The sequence below is a fragment of the Rheinheimera pacifica genome, from assembly GCF_900108485.1.
Taxonomy (GTDB): Bacteria; Pseudomonadota; Gammaproteobacteria; order Enterobacterales; family Alteromonadaceae; genus Alishewanella; species Alishewanella pacifica.
Genome location: NZ_FNXF01000011.1, coordinates 52,879 through 69,793, shown reverse-complemented (window position 1 = coordinate 69,793; position 16,915 = coordinate 52,879). Strand labels below are relative to the sequence as shown.

The window sequence follows — 16,915 nt, the reverse complement described above, 5'->3', positions numbered from 1 at the left end:
TAAAGTTGTAAAGAAGCATAGCGGCTTTTGCCCAAAAAAGCAGCCTGCTAATAGCGGCGGTGCTAATGTCAGCTGGCGATGTTAATCTTTTGCTAAGTTGGAGTTGATTAACGCAAAATTGTTGGCTAGTTTAGCCACAGACAAATTCTGAAAAAAGGGAAATACTGTTTGACGACACAAGCTTCCCATACTGTTAAGTGGTCACTTTTAATGAGCAACACGCAAAAAGCAGCGAAGTGTGCCAAGGCGATGTCTGATGCTGATAATTAACGGCCGTGCACTCAACCTTACCACCGGTGAACTGATGTACCTTGGTGAAACCATCTTGCTCGAAGCTAAAGTGCTGGCTGTGTTTAAAGCATTGTATGCCAGCAGAGGGGAGTTAGTATCGCAGGAAGCACTATTTGCACAGGTCTGGGGTGACACCATCGTTGCGCCCAATGCCTTGCAACGTTGCATAGCGCAACTGAGGAAACATTTAGGGGATGATAATAAAAATGTGCTGCAGACGTTTCCGAAAAAAGGCTATCGGCTACAGCCAGACCCCGGCGATACGCCAGTGCAGTCAATTAAATACCAGTTTTACTTTGCTGTTGGTTTGCCGCTAATACTCGGTGTCGCCCTGCTACTAAATGTACTGCCGACGAAGCGTAGTTATCAACTTAGCACGATACAGCCACTTACCTATGGCGTAGCCAATGAGCAAAACGGCACCTTAAACCATGACCAGCTGTTTTATATTGAACGCGGGGCAGCAACGGCAACTTTGGTGCGCAAAAATCTGCATACTGAACAAAGCACACCGCTTCACAGCGCGGCTGACTATTACGGTATACCCAGCATAAGCCCGGATGGTAGTAACCTTGCTGTTGTGGCCTTAACCATGCAATCAGATAAACAAAAATGCACCCAGCTTATTAGCTTGCAGCTGACGAATGCTAATCAGACCACCATGCATGCTTGCCCTCCGTTTGCTGTGCAACAACTGTACTGGGTTAGCAACAACAGGCTACTGGCGGTCAGTCGCGAGCATATTGTTGCTGTAGACCCAGACAGTAAGACGCTTAGCGCTGATTTATTACCAATAAAACTGCAGCAGATCAGCGGCAGCTATTGGCAAGACTCTAAGCTTTATGTGATGGGGTTAGATCAGCAGTCAATACCGACACTCTGGTTGTTTGCCTATAAGTTGCAGACATCGGAGCTGAGTTTAATTAAGCAAACAACTTTGCCCTATACTTCAGACCAGCCAGCCTATTTTAGCGTTGCGCAAGATGGCACTCTGGTACAGCAACATAAGGATAGGGTTTATATTTATCGGGATCTCAGGCTGAGTCAGTCATTAGCATTGACGGAGTATCAACAATTGCACTTTACCTCAGCCGCTGCACCAGATCAGTGGCTAGCCAGTCGGATCCGTACTGATAGGCAAGTTGCGCTACTGGATACAAACAACACCCGGCTTGCGGCGACGCCCTTTGATGAGCAGGATGCTCAGTTTCAGCCAGATGGTGAGCATATTGCGTTTATCTCCAACCGGTCAGGGCTGCAAGAATTGTGGTTACAGGAGGCTGGCGCTGTCAAACGTATTAGTCCTGAGCAGTACATCCGCTCGTTTGTCTGGCAACAAGACGGCCAGGCTATCTGGATGCTGGGGGCTGAACATATTAACAAACAGCTGCTCAATGCTCAGCCGCAGCGACTGATGCCGGCAGATGACTTAGAGGTGTTGCTGCAACATATCAGTACCAGCGCCGGAGAGTTTCTGTTAGCCCTGGATAAATCGGCGCAGCTGATCCTGATTGATGTTAACCGTCAGACACAACAACAGCTGTTTTCCGGCGCGGTACATTGGGCGCAGCTAAGCAATAGCGGACAGGTGTTTATTGCTACACCAGATAGCCCAAGCATTAAGTTACTGGAAAATGCCAGGTTAACAGATATTACAGCGTTACAGCAGCAGATACTGCAATGGCGCTTTTACTGGCGCGACGATCAGTTGCTGTTTGCTGATAAACAACAACGTATCATGGCCTATCATCCTCAGCATAATGAGGTGCGAGAACTGGGGCAGTATACTGCGGACTATGCAGTAGCCACTGATTTACAGGCTATGCCACTGCGGATACTGGCCAATACAACCGGCGCTGAGCACGCTATGCAGGTGTTAGTTAAGCTGGACTTGCGATAATAACTGGCTGACATATTGCTGCAGCTCGCTATCGCCCGCATTAGTAGCAAGTTTTAAGGTATGCTTAAGCTGTGCCTGAGCCTGTCGGGTTAATCCTGCGGCTAGCATCGCCTGAGCATAGCGCAGCTGATAAATGAGCTGCTGTGGATAGGTTTTAAATAACACTGCAAAAGTTTGCTGGCCATGTTCTGGCATTTGATGTTCGAAAAAATACTGACCAAGCCCTAATAAATTGTCTGCAATGTCAATGTGGTAGCCGTATTTATCAGTAAGTTTTTGGTGGTATGCCTGCAAGCCTGATACACCCGAATCAACAAAAGGTGAGAAATCTGTCACTTTCACATCGGCAAACAAATAACGCAGGCCCCGTTCCAGCCCGATCATGGCGCTACTATGATAATGCTCGGTACTTAAATCATCGAAGTGATAGTCGGGTTGGCCTTTATTAACAGTGTTTGCTGCTGATTTTAGCTGCTCAAAATGGCGGCGGTTGTTGGCAAAGTTGCCTAATGACAAATACAGGTAATTAACCAAGCTGTGGGTTTTCAGGGCTTGTTGCAGGTTAGCCAGCTCATCACCTGGCTGTAACTCTAAAGCCGGCGCTAGTATCACTGCCGCATTAAAGTAGCCGCTGGCATGCTGCAACAGTGCCAGTGCCAGATTGCCCCGGCTGGAATAGCCCTCAATTATGTTAAATGGTGCCAGATTAAAGCGGGTATTAAGAGCTGGTTGCACCTCCTGGCGTAGCACTTTTGCCAACAGCGCATAGTACTGCTGATCAGATAACGCTTCTGCGCCTGTAAAAGACAAACGCGGCACCCGTACTATGACTAACTGTGGCATAGGTGAAAAACTGGTATGACTGAGCCAGTCAATTTGTGCTTGCAGCACCTCAAAACGGGTGTCACCCGCTGTAGTATAAAGCACGGGGTAGGGTTCCTGACGTCCGGCAGCATAATTATGAGGTAGGTAAACATCGAGAAGTAATGTGTGTTGGGTAAGTTCAGAGCTCAGCTCGACAGCATGGTGAACAGCACTAATTTTTTCAGCAAAAACTGGCCATGACCAATAAAGTAACGTAAGTATGAGTGACAGTATAACAGTGGATGATTTTAGCATTTTCTATCTCCTTTTTTATTGCAAGGATATGAAATAAAAGGCTATAAAAATTGATGCTAAAGTGTTTTTAAGCTGATGAAGTGCTGATGGCTGAGATAAATATGCCTAAATAAAAAATGCGCCCTGGAGCGCATTTTTCTAACAGCTAGATTAGCTCGCTATTAACTAATATCTTCTCCGGCTGCCTGGCGATCTGCGTGATATGAAGATCGCACAAACGGGCCGCTGGCAACGTGTTTAAAGCCTAGCTCATAAGCAATGCGTTTAATTTCGTCAAATTCGGCCGGTGGCATGTACCTTTTTACCGGTAAATGGTGCTTACTTGGTTGCAGGTACTGGCCTACGGTCAACATATCAACATCGTGCTCACGCAGGTCTTTTAATACTTCGATCAGCTCTTCGGTGGTTTCACCCAGGCCGACCATTAAACCGGATTTGGTCGACACTTCAGGGTGGGCCGCTTTAAAGCGTTTTAACAGCTGCAGTGACCACTTGTAGTCAGCACCGGGGCGGGCCAGCTTGTACAATCGCGGGGCTGTTTCCAGGTTGTGGTTAAATACGTCTGGTGGTGTCTGGGTTAAAATATCCAGTGCAGTATCCATACGGCCGCGGAAGTCTGGTACCAGTACTTCAATTTTAATATGCGGGCTGTGTTTGCGTATTTCGCTGATACAGTCGGCAAAATGCTGGGCGCCGCCGTCACGTAAGTCATCGCGGTCAACCGAAGTGATTACCACGTATTTTAAATTCATATCGCGAATGGTTAAGGCCAGTTTTTCCGGCTCTTCGGCACTAGGCGGTAATGGCCGGCCGTGGGCAACATCACAAAACGGGCAGCGACGGGTACATATAGCACCCAAAATCATAAAGGTAGCAGTGCCGTGGTTAAAGCATTCGGTCAGGTTAGGGCAGGCGGCTTCTTCACATACGGAATGCAGGCCGTGCTTGCGCAGGGCGCCTTTGATCTGATCGATGCGCTCTGAGCTTTTTGGCAGTTTGATCTTCAGCCACTCAGGTTTACGCAGCATTTGCTCCGGCTCGGTTGGCAGTACCTTAATAGGAATTAAGGCCATTTTGTCAGCGTCGCGCAGTTTAACGCCGGGTTCCATACGTGCAGTTTTAGTCATTTTGCCAATCTAACCCTGTAGTGTGCTGCAGTGTGGCTACATTCAGTTGCTGCTGAAAACACTGCACTATTCGTTGTTTGGCCTCTGCAATGCTTTGCGGGCCGCCTAAATCTTTACTTTGGATCATTTGTAATCCGGCATAACCACAGGGGTTAATACGTGAAAACGGGCTTAAATCCATATTCACATTTAACGCCAGGCCGTGAAAGGTGCAACCTTTGCGTACCCGCAGCCCTAAAGAGGCAATTTTACCACCGTCAACGTAAACGCCGGGGGCATCGAGCTTGGCGTAGGCATTAATGCCATAGGCCGACAGCAACTGAATAAGCACCTGTTCCAGCAGTGTTACCAACTGGCGTACACCCATATTACGGCGCTTTAAATCCAGCAACACGTACACCATTAACTGGCCCGGGCCGTGATAAGTTACCTGGCCGCCACGGTCGACTTTTACCACAGGAATATCGCCGGGGAACAGCAAGTGTTCTTCTTTACCGGCCTGGCCCTGAGTAAATACCGGCTGGTGCTCCAGCAGCCAGAGTTCATCGGTTGTGTTGCTATTACGCTGATCAGTAAATTGCTGCATGGCCTGCCACACTGTGGTGTAGTCCTGCACGCCAAGCTCTCTGATGACCAGTTGCTCTGCTAGCGTTGGCTTTGTTGTTACCTGTTGTCCGGCCTGCTCTGAAACGCTGCGCATTATACCGCCTTATACACTGAATACGAATGGCTAAGCTGGTGGTACTACCTCAGAGTACGTAACGCACCAGTTCAATTTTGCCAAGCTCTGTGTACAGCAGTTCAATATGCTGCTTACTGGTAACTGTTACGCTAACCGAAACAGAATGATAAGTGCCTTTGCTGCTGGGTTTAACGGCCGGGCTGTAGTCGCCGGCGTCAGTATGCTGGCGCACGACGGCCATAACCTGGTCTACCAGGGCGTCATCGGCCACGCCCAGTACTTTAAAACTGAACTGACAGGGGAATTCCAGATATTCGTCAAACTTAGTGTCTTTAACTTCGTGCGCCATTTTGTCTCACTATCACGGCGTTTGCCGTTGTCTTACCATTTAGGCCTGATTGTAACAAAAAATCCCGGCTATTGCCGGGACTTAGAAAGCTATAATCTGGGCGAATTAATTAAACTGCATTTTAATATAATCAATTATCCGGCTGAAGAAACCGCCTTGTGCTACGTCTTCCAGCGCCACCAGCGGATAGGTAGCAATATCTTCCCCATTGAGTTTCAGGTAAATAGTGCCAACCTGCTGGCCTTTAGTAATGGGGGCGAGCAGTTGCTGATTCAAGGTAAAATCGGCCTGCAGGTTTTTACGCTGACCGCGCGGAATAGTAACCTGCGCTGATTGCAGTATGCCTAACTGGATATTTTCTTTGTCGCCTTGCCAGATACGTTGTTCAGCAAATTTTTCCCCGGCCTGATAAGGCGAAAAGGTTTCAAAAAAGCGAAAACCGTAGGTAAGCAGCTTTTTATTTTCAGCCTGACGTGCGCGCTCGCTGTTGGTGCCCATAACAACCGACACCAGGCGCATACCATCGCGGGTGGCTGAGGTAATTAAGCTAAAACCGGCTTCACTGGTGTGGCCGGTTTTAATGCCGTCTACTTCCAGGCTGCGATCCCACAACAGTGAGTTGCGGTTGTACTGTTTAATGTTGTTGTAGGTAAATTCTTTCTCAGCATAAATGGCGTATTCATCCGGTACGTCGCGGATTAATGCAGCCGACAATTTGGCCATGTCGCGCGGGGTAGAGTAGTTCTCGGCACTTGGCAGGCCATGACTGTTGCCAAAGCGGCTGCTGGTCATGCCTAAGCGTTCGGCATGGGCGTTCATTAAGTCGACAAAGGCGCTTTCGCTACCGGCAATATGCTCTGCCAGTGCGACACAGGCGTCATTGCCGGACTGAATAATAATACCTTTGTTTAAGTCGGCTACCGATACTTGAGTGCCTACTTCAATAAACATTAACGATGAGCCGGGAAAGTTTTTCGCCCAGGCATTTTCACTAATGGTTACCATATCTTCATTGGTGATATTGCCGTTTTTCAGCTCGGTGCCAATAACATAGCTGGTCATCATCTTGGTTAAACTGGCCGGGGCCAGCGACATGTCGGCATTATGCTCGGATAACACCTTGCCGGTATCAAAATCGATCAGAATGTGGCCCTTGGCTGCCACTTCAGGTGGTTGAGGAGTAACTGTCTGGGCAATAGCAGACAAGCTGAAGCTGGCACTGGCAAGGGAAACGGCTGCGACGGCAAAAATATGGCAATAACTTTTCATGAGACCTGTTCTTTTTTAATCGTTATGTTTAATCAGATGTCAGCTGCACTGACGGCTATCAAAAAAATATGCATCCGGGAAAAGCCCGGACTTTAACTGTTGCAGCCATTGCTGCGCTTGCTGCTTACTGGCAGTAGGACCGACTAATAAGCGAAAAATTCCGCTGCCCGGCTGTATTTCACTTGGCAATGCCTGTTCGCGTTGCAGTTTTTGCTGCAACTGGCTGAGGCGGTTGCTATCTGAACTGGCCAGCACCTGAATAAAGCAACTGCTGGTTTGGGCTACTGCGGTGCCAGATACAGTGGCCTGCGCGTACATGGCGGGCGATTGTAATAGTTCCAGCTGAACTCTGGCTGTACCCCGTTGTAGCATGCCTATTTTATGCGCAGCAGAGTAGGATAAATCAATGACTCTGTCGCTGTGAAACGGGCCACGGTCATTTACCCGCACTATGGCCGATTGATTGTTATCCAGATTGGTCACTTTAACATAAGACGGTAGTGGCAGGGTTTTATGTGCTGCAGTCATGGCAAACATATTATAGGTTTCGCCATTGGATGTCAGATGGCCATGAAATTTATTGCCATACCAGGACGCAATACCAACTTCACGGTGATCTGTACTTTGCACCAGTGGCGTATAATGCTGGCCAAACAAGCTGTAGGGCCTGTTGCCGCCGCGGCTTAGTGGCTCTGCCTGTGGTACAGGGTCGGTCATTTCCAGCAGCGTGGGCAGGCGCGTCGGAATGCTGTCTTTCTTTTGCTGATAACGCCCGGCATTAGGCTCTGGTTCAGTTGTTGTAGGGGTACTACTGCGCTTACTGCTACAGGCGCTGAGTAAAACCAGTACTGAAAGGGTTAAAGCTACGTATTTCATCAAGGCGCTGCCAACATGCGTTTATGAGTTCCTACCGACATTATTACACCAAAAGCGGCCATCAGTGTCACCATCGAGGTACCGCCAAAACTAACCAAAGGCAAAGGTACTCCCACTACCGGTAACAGGCCGGATACCATGCCTATATTAACAAACACATAGACAAAAAAGGTCAGCGTAAAGCTGCCGGCTACCAACTTACTGTAATTATCCTGTGCCCGGCTGGAAATAATTATACAGCGGACAATGATAAACAAGTAAATTGCCAGCAATATTAACACACCCAACATGCCAAACTCTTCACTGAGTACGGCAAAAATAAAATCGGTATGGCGTTCGGGTAAGAACTCCAACTGCGATTGGGTGCCATGTAACCAGCCTTTGCCGTCAAAACCACCAGAGCCGATGGCAATTTTTGACTGAATAATATGGTAACCGGAACCCAGCGGATCGCTTTCCGGGTTAATAAAGGTTAGTACACGCTGGCGCTGGTATTCGCGCATTAAAAACAGCCACAGTATGGGCAAAAATGCCGAAATTAAGCCTGCTACCAGTGCAATCAGGCGCCAGCTCATGCCAGATAGAAATAGTACGAAAACACCGGCAGTGGCTATCAGAATAGAGGTACCTAAGTCGGGTTGCTGGGCAATAAGCAGTGTTGGTACGGCGCACATCAAAACACCGCCCAGCAGATGCAGAATACGGGGCGGCAAGCTGTGGGATGCAATAAACCAGGCTACTGCCATTGGCACCGCCAGCTTCATTATTTCTGATGGCTGAAACATCATAAAACCCAGATCCAGCCAGCGCTGGGCGCCTTTGCCAACACTGCCTACCAGCATTACCGCTACCAGCAACGCCACGCCAACCAAAAACAGCGGAAAAGACCAGCGTTTTAACGTTTGGGGTTTTATTTGGGCAAAGGCAATCATCACGGCCAGTGCAATACCCAGACGTACTATCTGGCGTTCCATCATCACAATGCTTTGGCCAGAGGCGCTGTAGAGCACCATTAAGCCAAAGCCTATCAGCGCCAGTAATCCAAGTAATAACGGCGTGTCGATATGAAACTGTGCCAGCCGGCTGTGCCGGGCGTTGCCGGTGAAATCATCACTCATCGCGGTTTACTCCGGCAGTAAAGTAGTAATCCATCAGCTGGCGGGCCAGCGGCGCAGCGTTACTGCCACCACCACCGGCATTTTCCAGCGCCACTACCACCAGGATGGTGGGCTTGTCATAGGGGGCGTAGCCAAGATACATAGCATTATCGCGCAGGCGCTCGTCAATGGCATCGGCGTCATATTTGGCATCTTGTGCTATGGCGGCCAGTTGCGCGGTACCGGTTTTGCCTGCAGAGCTGTATTGTGCACCAATAAAGGCTCTGTGCGCTGTGCCGCCGAGAGTGCTTACTGTCTGGTGCATGGTATCCATAACAACGGCATAATTTTGTTCATTTTCAACATCCAGCACCTGCCGTGGCGGTAAAATGTTGGCGGCGGTGGTTTCACCATTGTTAAAGGCGGTTACCATATGCGGTGTAACTAATTTACCGCGGTTAAGCAAAGGTGTGGTGGCAACGGCAAGTTGTAACGGTGTGGTGGTCCAGTAGCTCTGGCCTATGCTCAGCGGTACGGTGTCACCGGGATACCAGGGTTGGTTGTGCCGCGCCCGTTTCCAGCCGCGTGATGGCATATTAGCGCTGCTTTCTTCCAGAATATCTATACCGGTTTTTTCGCCAAAACCCATTTTGTGCATGTATTCAGAGATCCGGTCAATACCCAGCTTAATGCCCATATCATAAAAAAAGGTGTCGCAGCTTTTGGTAATAGCGGTGTAAATATCTACCCAGCCATGCCCCCAGCGGATATGGTCGCGAAAACGGTGATCGCTGTTGGGCAGGGTGTAATAGCCCGGGTCCCAGATTTTTGTATTGGTGGTAATGGTGCGGCTTTCCAGCCCCAGCAAGGCCAGGTGCGGCTTAATGGTAGAGGCCGGTGGGTAAACACCCTGAGTTACGCGGTTAATGAGTGGCCTGTCGCGTGAGTTCAGTAATTCGTTGTAATTAGCCGAGCTGATGCCATGCACAAACAGGTTGGCGTCGTAACTGGGGTTGCTGTAAAACGCCAGTACGGCGCCATCGCGTGGATCTATCGCCACTATTGCGCCGCGATGTTGTTTAAGTATCTGTTGTGCCGTTAATTGCAGCCCGACATCCAGGCCAAGCTGAATATTCTGGCCGGAAACGGCGGGAACTGAGCGCAGCACCCGGATTAAGCGGCCGCGGTTGTTCACTTCAACTTCCTGATAGCCCATGGTGCCGTGCAGCTCGCGCTGATAAAAACGCTCCAGGCCTATTTTGCCGATATCGCGGCTGGCCGCATAGTTTGGCGCCTCGCCATCCAGCTCCAGTTGCTGTAATTCACGGGTGTTTATTTTGCCGATATAACCGAGGGCATGAGTAAACAGATCGCCAAACGGATAGTGCCGGCTTAAGCGGGCCTCAACAGTTACGCCGGGAAAACGATGCTGATTGGCCGCCAGAATGGCCACTTCCTGATCATCAAGCTGTTCTTTTAGCGTGATGCTGTTAAAGCGGCGCTGGGCTCTTACCTGTTTTAAAAAAGCGTCTTGCTGCTCTGCGGTAAATTCGATCAGCGTTGCCAGCTCTGCCAAAGTGCCGGCCATATCATTAATTTGTTCTGGGATCAGCTCCAGCGAGAATACCGGCCGGTTTTCTGCCAGCAAAATGCCGCTGCGGTCATAAATAAGGCCACGGTTGGGTGCCAGCGGCACCACTTTAATGCGGTTACCTTCCGAGCGGGTTTGGTAATCCTGATAAGAGACAATCTGCAGTTGATACTGGTTAAACACGATAACGCTAAACATCAGCACGACAAACAGAATGGCAAACACCGCCCGTTGATTAAACAAACGGCTTTCGGCGGCAAAATCCTGAATGGCAACGCGCTTTTTAAACATCTTTACTCGCGATGATAAGGATGATTAGTACATATACTCCAGGCACGGTACAGGCTTTCGGCCAGTACCACCCGAACCAGCGGGTGCGGTAATGTCAATGCTGACAATGACCATTTGGCCTCACTGGCGGCAATGCAAGCCGGAGCCAGCCCTTCCGGGCCGCCAACCAGCAAACACACATCGCGGCCATCGCGTTGCCAGTCGGTAAGTTTAGTGGCAAGGGTGGGGCTACTCCAGTTGTCGCCGGTAACTTCCAGCGTAACTATTTTGCTGCCGCGCGGTATTGCTGCCAGCATTTTCTCGCCTTCCTGTTCCAGAATGCGTTTTATGTCGGCATTTTTACCGCGTTTGCCGGCCGGAATTTCAATTAACTCCAGCGGCATATCACGCGGAAAGCGTCTGGCATATTCGTCAAAACCGGTTTGTACCCAGGCGGGCATTTTGTTGCCTACAGCAATCAGCACTAACTTCATGTCAGCCTAGGCGCTCCAAAGCTTTTCCAACTGGTAAAAACTGCGGGTTTCTTCCAGCATTACATGCACTACCACTTCGTCTAAATCCAGTAACACCCATTCGCCGGATGCCTGGCCTTCAATGCCTAAGGTTGGCAGGCCGGCTTTTTTGGCTTCGCCAGCTACATAGTCGGCAATAGATTTAGTGTGGCGGTTTGATGTGCCGGAGCACACTATCATAAACTCAGTGACACTGGATTTGCCGCGCACGTCTAAAGTCACGATATCGCGGCCTTTCATGTCGTCAATTTTGTCCTGAATAAAACTTACCAGTTCGGCTGTTTGCACCCTGATTCCTCTGCGCGTTAAAAAAGCGGCATTTTAGCACAGTTTAAACGCGGATATAGCGCTTAAGCCTGATAGAGTTGCTGTGTTTGAATATAGTTCAATACGGCGGGATCTAAAGTTTTTGCCGCGCTTTGCTGTTGCTGCAATTGTCGGCGGATTTCGCTGGCGCTAATGTCTGCTAGCGGGTTGGCCAGCAGCATAATGCAACCGCTGGGGCGTTGGCGCATGGTGGCCAGGTCGGTTACACCAAACTGCTGCAATAATGCCGGCGCGTCGCCGTCTTGCTGGCTGTAACCGGGGCGCTGGCATACCAGTAAGTGGGCAAGCTTAAGTATATCCGGCCAGTTTTTCCAGCTGCGAAAATAACACAACGAATCCATGCCGATAATAAAGTAAAAGCGGCTGCCGGGCTCTTGCGTGCTTAACAATTGCAGGCTGTCTGCGGTGTAGGAGGCGCTGGGCTTATTTAACTCCAGCCGTTCCAGTTTCAGCTGCGGGTATTGGCTTATGGCCAGCTGCACCATAGCGGCGCGCTGCTCACTGCTTACGCCTGGCGTGGCACGATGCGCCGGCAAATGGCAGGGCATTAGCCTTACTTCATCCAGGGCACAGTGTTGCTGGACATAATGGGCGCAGCGAATGTGGCCGTTGTGTACCGGGTCAAAGGTGCCACCCAGAATGCCGATGTGTTTTATCATAGGTGTTTAGTCATAAATGCTTAGTCATAGCTGGCGTGTTGTTGCAGCGAAAACGCTTTAGGCACCGGTTTAACAAATAACGTCACCAGATGTGCCAGCGCCACTTCACTGTTAGTTAGCTGGCCGCTTTTATACAACCGGTCGAATGCTGCCAGCTCCTGCAGCAGATAATCCAGCCAGTTCGCCGATAAACGCTTAAGCGCGCTCTGGTACAGCGGCTGGCGTTTGGGCCAGATAGCCAGGCTTTTAAAGCTGTCATTCAGGTTGTGCTGCGGGGCCTGCTGTAACTGGCGCAGTTGCAGCACTTCTTTTTGTAGCTGCCAGGCAATAATAACCGGCTCAGTGTCCTGCTGACACAACCGTTGCAGGCGGTGCAATGCTTCGTCGGCCTGGCCCTGTAAGATGGCGTCTATCAGCTGAAATACTGTAAAGCTGGAGTGGTCGGCTAAAAAGGAGCTTAAAGCGTTGGCATCCAGTGGCTGGGGCAAATTGCTGAGCGCCAGTTTTTCCAGCTCTTGCCGGGCCGCCAGTAAATTACCGGCACAATGGTGCTGCAGTAATGCCAGCGCATCGCTGCTCAGCTGCAGCTGTAACTGGCGCGCGCGCTGGCTTAACCATTGCTGGCTTTGGCGTTCGTCCAGGGCATAAATGGGTATTTGTACTGCCTGGGTTTGCAACTGCTTAAACCAGGCCAGTTTGCTGACATCGCTGTGGCTGCGCTCGCCGTGGATCAGCAAAATAATATCGCTGTGTAACTGTTGCGGCAGGTTTTTTAACTGCTCATTGGCCACGGCGGAAAGCTTTTGCTGCACCAGCTCTAATTCAATTAAGCGGCGCTCAGCAAACAGCGACATAGCTTGCAGCTCGTTGCTAAGTTCATTCCAGTCAAATTGCGCATCCGCGGCTAAGCTGATGCGTTCAATATAACCTTGCTGTTTTGCCGCGGCGCGAATGGCATCTATGGCTTCAAGCTTTTGCAGCGGCTCTTCGCCAAACAGCAGGTAACAGGGGGCAAGTTGCCCGGCTAAGTGTGGTTCCAGCTGATTGGCATAGAGTTTTTGCATTAGCGTAGCCCGGTTGGCATTAATGCAACCGTGACAGCTGGCGCACAATACGGTTGGCAGCCTGCTGGCGCAGCTCGCCCAGCATCAGTTCCAGCTCTTTGGCTTTGGCCGCCGCCTGATTCGGGTCGTCCTGATAATCGCGGAACAGCTCAAACTGATATTGCTGCGGTTCGCCATCCGGCATGGTCAGCGCGTAGCTTACTTTGTAAATAAGTTCATATTCAGCCACCTGGCCATTAGGAAACAGCGATAAGGTACGCCGCTCCAGCGAATCGCTAAGCAGTTGCAGCATCGGCGCCGATTGCTGGTATGACGCCAGCAGTTCTACTTTGTTGTGCTCCAGCCGGTTACTCACCAGTGCCGCCAGTTCAGAGTGGCGATCACTTTGAATATACATGGCCGGAAAATGGCTGAGTGGTAAATCACCGCGCAGATGAAAGCCGCAGCCGCTAAGCAGCATACTGCTTAGCAGGGCAATCAGCAGGCTTAGGCGGGCCATGTTAGCCCACCACCAGATTCAGCAGCTTACCCGGTACGTAAATCACTTTACGCAGTGTTACGCCTTCCAGGTGGCGGCCAACATTGTCGTCTGCTTTGGCTGCTGTCAGTACAGTGTCTTCAGTCGCATCGGCGGCAACAGTAACCTTACCTCGCACTTTACCGTTAACCTGTACTACCACCAGTTTTTCATCTTCTACCATTGCGGTTTCATCTGCTACCGGCCATGGCGTTTGCTCAATGTTCTGGCTCTGGCCCAGTTGCGACCACAGGTATTGCGCCACGTGCGGCGTAATAGGGTTGAGTAACTGCAGCAGTGCCAGCACCGCTTCCTGCATTACGGCACGGTCCAGCTCGGTGGCCAGGCTGGCCTTTTGCAGCTTGTTGCTAAGCTCCATAACGGCAGCAATGGCGGTATTAAAGGTATAACGCCGGCCAATATCGTCTGACACCTTAGCAATGGTTTTATGCAGTTCGCGGCGCAGAGTTTTCTGCTCATTATTTAATGCTGCAATATCCAGCGTGCCGACAGCGCCTGCTGCGGCAAAGTCGCTGACCAGCGTATAAATACGTTTAATAAAGCGGTGGGCGCCTTCCACGGCAGAATCTGACCACTCCAGCGTTTGCTCTGGTGGTGCGGTAAACATCATAAACAGCCGCACGGTATCGGCACCGTATTGGTCGATCACTTTTTGCGGGTCAATGCCGTTGTTTTTCGACTTCGACATCTTGCTCATACCGGACGCCACTACCGGCAGGCCGTCAGTATTTAGTATGGCGGTTAAAATACGGCCTTTTTCATCACGCTGTACGCTAACATCGGCCGGTGAAAACCATTGTTTGCCGCCGTTCTCGGTATCGCGGTAGAAGGTTTCAGCCAATACCATGCCCTGACACAATAAGCGCTTGAACGGCTCATCAGTGTTTACCAGACCCACATCGCGCAGCAGCTTGTGGAAAAAACGCGCATACAACAGGTGTAAAATGGCGTGTTCAATACCACCGATATACTGATCTACCGGCAGCCAGTAGTTAGCTTTGGCCGGGTCCAGCATGGCTTTATCATGATCCGGGCTGCAGTAGCGGGCATAGTACCAGCTGGATTCCATAAAGGTGTCGAAGGTATCGGTTTCATGGAAAGCTTCCGCACCCTGGTATGTGGTTTTAGCCCATTCTGCATCGGCTTTGATCGGCGAGATCACGCCATCCATTACCACATCTTCCGGCAAACGCACCGGCAGTTGATCTTCCGGTACCGGCACCACTGAGCCATCGGCCAGGTTAAGCATAGGTATGGGGGTGCCCCAGTAACGCTGGCGCGATACACCCCAGTCGCGCAGGCGGTAATTTACTTTTACTTCGCCGCGGCCCATCGCTGCCAGTTTTGCGGCTATGGCATTAAAGGCCTGCTCAAAGGCTAAACCATCAAACTCGGCAGAGTTTATCAGCACACCTTTTTCGGTATAAGCGGCTAGGCTTAAATCACATTGTTGTATTGCGCCGTCAACCGGTGCGATAACCTGTTTAATTGGCAACTGGTATTTGCTGGCAAATTCATAATCGCGCTGATCATGGCCCGGTACGGCCATTACCGCGCCTGAACCGTAATCCATCAGCACAAAGTTGGCTACCCATACTGGCACTTGCTCACCGGTTAAAGGGTGCACGGCGTAAATACCGGTAGCACAGCCTTTTTTCTCCATCGTGGCCAGTTCGGCCTCGGCCATTTTGCCGCCTTTGCAGTCTTCAATAAACGCGGCCAGTGCCGGGTTAGTGGCGGCTGCCTGTTGTGCCAGCGGGTGCTGGGCAGCAACGGCAACATAGGTTACGCCGTATAACGTATCGGGGCGGGTGGTGTATACGCTTAAGCTTTGAGCTGAACCGGCAATATCAAAACGAATTTCAACGCCCTCAGAGCGGCCAATCCAGTTTTTTTGCATGGTTTTAACTTGCTCCGGCCAGCCATCCAGCTGATCCAGATCCTGCAGTAGCTCTTCGGCGTAGGCGGTAATTTTAATAAACCACTGCGCTAACTCGCGTTGTTCCACCAAAGCGCCAGAGCGCCAGCCACGGCCGTCGATAACCTGCTCGTTAGCCAGCACGCACTGATCTACCGGGTCCCAGTTAACGGTGGCCATTTTTTTATACACCAGGCCTTTTTCATATAACTTGGTGAAAAACCACTGCTCCCACTTGTAGTACTCAGGCTTGCACGTGGCCACTTCACGGCTCCAGTCATAACCAAAACCTAAGCGTTTTAGCTGGGTACGCATGTAATCGATATTTTCGTAAGTCCATTTTGCCGGTGCGGTTTTGTTATTAATAGCGGCGTTTTCGGCGGGTAAACCAAAGGCATCCCACCCCATAGGCTGCATAACGTTTTTGCCCTGCATCCGTTGAAAACGGCTGACCACGTCACCAATGGTATAGTTACGCACATGGCCCATATGCAAGCGCCCGCTGGGATAAGGGAACATAGACAGGCAGTAAAATTTCTCTTTGCTGGCGTCTTCTGTCACTTTAAAGGCGTTAGTTTGTTCCCATTGCTGCTGCAGTACGGTTTCAATCTGCTGCGGGTTATATTGTTCTTGCATTAAGGTCTTCCGAAAAGGGGGGTTAGTACAAGCGCCGCTGTAGCGGCAAAAAAGTGGCTATAGCATACCGCAGCGGCGTTTTGACAACAACAAGCAGCGTATTGTCTATACTGGTTTTAAACCATTGGAGGCTCCATGACAGATTTTGTAAAGAAGTATCAAGCCTGGCTTAGTGAGTTCAGCCAGACATTACAACAAGCTGAGCAGCAGCAACTGGACAATATGGTTGGCTTTGTTGAGCAGTTAAAAGCCTATGTTAAAGCCGGTAAAGAGCTGAGCGCCTATGAAACGGCGCTGTTTGTAGAAACGCTAAAACGCCAGTGGCAGGACCACGACGCTGAAGATGTGGCTAAAGACAGCACCGAACCGCCATCGCTATGGCCGGAAGCATTGTGGCAGGAGCTGAGCAGCATTACCGATAAAAGCCAGTTAGAGTGGCAGGAGCTGGCACAGGATTTTAAACATCAGGGCGTTTATTATCAGGGAGAAATAGTAGGCATGGGGCGTTACCGTTGCAGCCATTGTTTACAGCATATTGATTACACCCATCCGGCAGAGCTACTGGCTTGCGGTGAATGCGGTGGCGTACAGTTTTTTCGTGAAGGCCTGCCGGTATAACCGCGGGTATTTTCTGTGTAATTCTTGCTTCAGCGGTGGGCAGCATAGTGT

The 16,915-nt window shown here is 50.4% G+C and carries 16 protein-coding genes; 2 read left to right on the top strand and 14 right to left on the bottom strand.

Annotated features, from left to right (window positions below; all coding sequences use genetic code 11):
• Nucleotides 1-256: 256 nt before the first annotated feature.
• Nucleotides 257-2,191 (top strand): winged helix-turn-helix domain-containing protein, encoded by a 1,935-nt coding sequence (locus tag BLW68_RS13970; RefSeq protein WP_092794566.1) that lies wholly within the window; start codon nucleotides 257-259, stop codon nucleotides 2,189-2,191.
• On the opposite strand, the gene BLW68_RS13965 is transcribed toward BLW68_RS13970, so the two are convergent.
• From BLW68_RS13965 to leuS, 14 genes are all read right to left on the bottom strand, one after another.
• Nucleotides 2,168-3,310, bottom strand: coding sequence for an alpha/beta hydrolase-fold protein (locus tag BLW68_RS13965; protein ID WP_092794561.1), 1,143 nt, complete (start codon nucleotides 3,308-3,310; stop codon nucleotides 2,168-2,170). The two genes, BLW68_RS13970 and BLW68_RS13965, sit on opposite strands and share 24 nt — an antisense overlap.
• 161 nt (nucleotides 3,311-3,471) lie before the next feature.
• Nucleotides 3,472-4,437 (bottom strand): lipoyl synthase, encoded by a 966-nt coding sequence (lipA, locus tag BLW68_RS13960; protein ID WP_092794558.1) that lies wholly within the window; start codon nucleotides 4,435-4,437, stop codon nucleotides 3,472-3,474.
• Nucleotides 4,430-5,137, bottom strand: coding sequence for a lipoyl(octanoyl) transferase LipB (lipB, locus tag BLW68_RS13955; protein WP_092794555.1), 708 nt, complete (start codon nucleotides 5,135-5,137; stop codon nucleotides 4,430-4,432). The genes lipA and lipB overlap by 8 nt, the downstream gene beginning before the upstream one ends.
• Before the next feature lie 49 nt (nucleotides 5,138-5,186).
• Nucleotides 5,187-5,468 carry a DUF493 family protein YbeD gene (gene ybeD, locus BLW68_RS13950; protein ID WP_092794552.1) on the bottom strand — a complete coding sequence of 94 codons (282 nt, stop codon included), beginning with the start codon at nucleotides 5,466-5,468 and terminating at the stop codon, nucleotides 5,187-5,189.
• A gap of 105 nt (nucleotides 5,469-5,573) precedes the next feature.
• On the bottom strand, nucleotides 5,574-6,737 hold the full coding sequence (locus tag BLW68_RS13945; protein ID WP_092794549.1) for a serine hydrolase: 1,164 nt from the start codon (nucleotides 6,735-6,737) through the stop codon (nucleotides 5,574-5,576).
• A gap of 39 nt (nucleotides 6,738-6,776) precedes the next feature.
• Nucleotides 6,777-7,613, bottom strand: coding sequence for a septal ring lytic transglycosylase RlpA family protein (locus BLW68_RS13940; RefSeq protein ID WP_092794543.1), 837 nt, complete (start codon nucleotides 7,611-7,613; stop codon nucleotides 6,777-6,779).
• A complete protein-coding gene (gene rodA / locus BLW68_RS13935) occupies nucleotides 7,613-8,731 on the bottom strand; it encodes a rod shape-determining protein RodA (protein WP_092794541.1) in 1,119 nt (372 codons plus the stop codon). Before rodA ends, BLW68_RS13940 begins: the two co-directional genes overlap by 1 nt.
• Nucleotides 8,724-10,592, bottom strand: coding sequence for a penicillin-binding protein 2 (gene mrdA / locus BLW68_RS13930; RefSeq protein WP_177172249.1), 1,869 nt, complete (start codon nucleotides 10,590-10,592; stop codon nucleotides 8,724-8,726). Before mrdA ends, rodA begins: the two co-directional genes overlap by 8 nt.
• 2 nt (nucleotides 10,593-10,594) lie before the next feature.
• Nucleotides 10,595-11,065, bottom strand: coding sequence for a 23S rRNA (pseudouridine(1915)-N(3))-methyltransferase RlmH (rlmH, locus tag BLW68_RS13925; protein ID WP_092794538.1), 471 nt, complete (start codon nucleotides 11,063-11,065; stop codon nucleotides 10,595-10,597).
• Between the two features lie 6 nt (nucleotides 11,066-11,071).
• Nucleotides 11,072-11,392, bottom strand: coding sequence for a ribosome silencing factor (rsfS, locus tag BLW68_RS13920; RefSeq protein WP_092794535.1), 321 nt, complete (start codon nucleotides 11,390-11,392; stop codon nucleotides 11,072-11,074).
• A 62-nt stretch (nucleotides 11,393-11,454) separates the two neighbouring features.
• Complete coding sequence (nadD, locus tag BLW68_RS13915; RefSeq protein WP_092794532.1) at nucleotides 11,455-12,090, bottom strand: nicotinate-nucleotide adenylyltransferase; 636 nt, start codon at nucleotides 12,088-12,090, stop codon at nucleotides 11,455-11,457.
• 20 nt (nucleotides 12,091-12,110) lie between these two features.
• Nucleotides 12,111-13,154, bottom strand: coding sequence for a DNA polymerase III subunit delta (gene holA / locus BLW68_RS13910; RefSeq protein WP_092794527.1), 1,044 nt, complete (start codon nucleotides 13,152-13,154; stop codon nucleotides 12,111-12,113).
• 19 nt (nucleotides 13,155-13,173) lie between these two features.
• Nucleotides 13,174-13,653, bottom strand: a complete 480-nt coding sequence (locus tag BLW68_RS13905) for an LPS-assembly lipoprotein LptE (protein ID WP_092794524.1) — start codon at nucleotides 13,651-13,653, stop codon at nucleotides 13,174-13,176.
• Nucleotide 13,654: 1 nt separating this feature from the next.
• Entirely contained in the window at nucleotides 13,655-16,246 is a 2,592-nt protein-coding gene (gene leuS / locus BLW68_RS13900) for a leucine--tRNA ligase (RefSeq protein ID WP_092794521.1), read from the bottom strand.
• Between the two features lie 135 nt (nucleotides 16,247-16,381).
• Here leuS and BLW68_RS13895 point away from each other — a divergent pair, with 135 nt between their 5' ends.
• Nucleotides 16,382-16,864, top strand: a complete 483-nt coding sequence (locus BLW68_RS13895) for a zinc ribbon-containing protein (RefSeq protein WP_092794518.1) — start codon at nucleotides 16,382-16,384, stop codon at nucleotides 16,862-16,864.
• The last annotated feature ends 51 nt before the right edge of the window (nucleotides 16,865-16,915 follow it).

What these genes read in the sequence shown, in the direction of transcription:
- BLW68_RS13970 (WP_092794566.1), top strand. Translation starts at nt 257, where the DNA reads ATGCTGATAATTAACGGCCGTGCACTCAACCTTACCACCGGTGAACTG.
- BLW68_RS13965 (WP_092794561.1), bottom strand. Translation starts at nt 3,310, where the DNA reads ATGCTAAAATCATCCACTGTTATACTGTCACTCATACTTACGTTACTT.
- lipA (WP_092794558.1), bottom strand. Translation starts at nt 4,437, where the DNA reads ATGACTAAAACTGCACGTATGGAACCCGGCGTTAAACTGCGCGACGCT.
- lipB (WP_092794555.1), bottom strand. Translation starts at nt 5,137, where the DNA reads ATGCGCAGCGTTTCAGAGCAGGCCGGACAACAGGTAACAACAAAGCCA.
- ybeD (WP_092794552.1), bottom strand. Translation starts at nt 5,468, where the DNA reads ATGGCGCACGAAGTTAAAGACACTAAGTTTGACGAATATCTGGAATTC.
- BLW68_RS13945 (WP_092794549.1), bottom strand. Translation starts at nt 6,737, where the DNA reads ATGAAAAGTTATTGCCATATTTTTGCCGTCGCAGCCGTTTCCCTTGCC.
- BLW68_RS13940 (WP_092794543.1), bottom strand. Translation starts at nt 7,613, where the DNA reads ATGAAATACGTAGCTTTAACCCTTTCAGTACTGGTTTTACTCAGCGCC.
- rodA (WP_092794541.1), bottom strand. Translation starts at nt 8,731, where the DNA reads ATGAGTGATGATTTCACCGGCAACGCCCGGCACAGCCGGCTGGCACAG.
- mrdA (WP_177172249.1), bottom strand. Translation starts at nt 10,592, where the DNA reads ATGTTTAAAAAGCGCGTTGCCATTCAGGATTTTGCCGCCGAAAGCCGT.
- rlmH (WP_092794538.1), bottom strand. Translation starts at nt 11,065, where the DNA reads ATGAAGTTAGTGCTGATTGCTGTAGGCAACAAAATGCCCGCCTGGGTA.
- nadD (WP_092794532.1), bottom strand. Translation starts at nt 12,090, where the DNA reads ATGATAAAACACATCGGCATTCTGGGTGGCACCTTTGACCCGGTACAC.
- holA (WP_092794527.1), bottom strand. Translation starts at nt 13,154, where the DNA reads ATGCAAAAACTCTATGCCAATCAGCTGGAACCACACTTAGCCGGGCAA.
- BLW68_RS13905 (WP_092794524.1), bottom strand. Translation starts at nt 13,653, where the DNA reads ATGGCCCGCCTAAGCCTGCTGATTGCCCTGCTAAGCAGTATGCTGCTT.
- leuS (WP_092794521.1), bottom strand. Translation starts at nt 16,246, where the DNA reads ATGCAAGAACAATATAACCCGCAGCAGATTGAAACCGTACTGCAGCAG.
- BLW68_RS13895 (WP_092794518.1), top strand. Translation starts at nt 16,382, where the DNA reads ATGACAGATTTTGTAAAGAAGTATCAAGCCTGGCTTAGTGAGTTCAGC.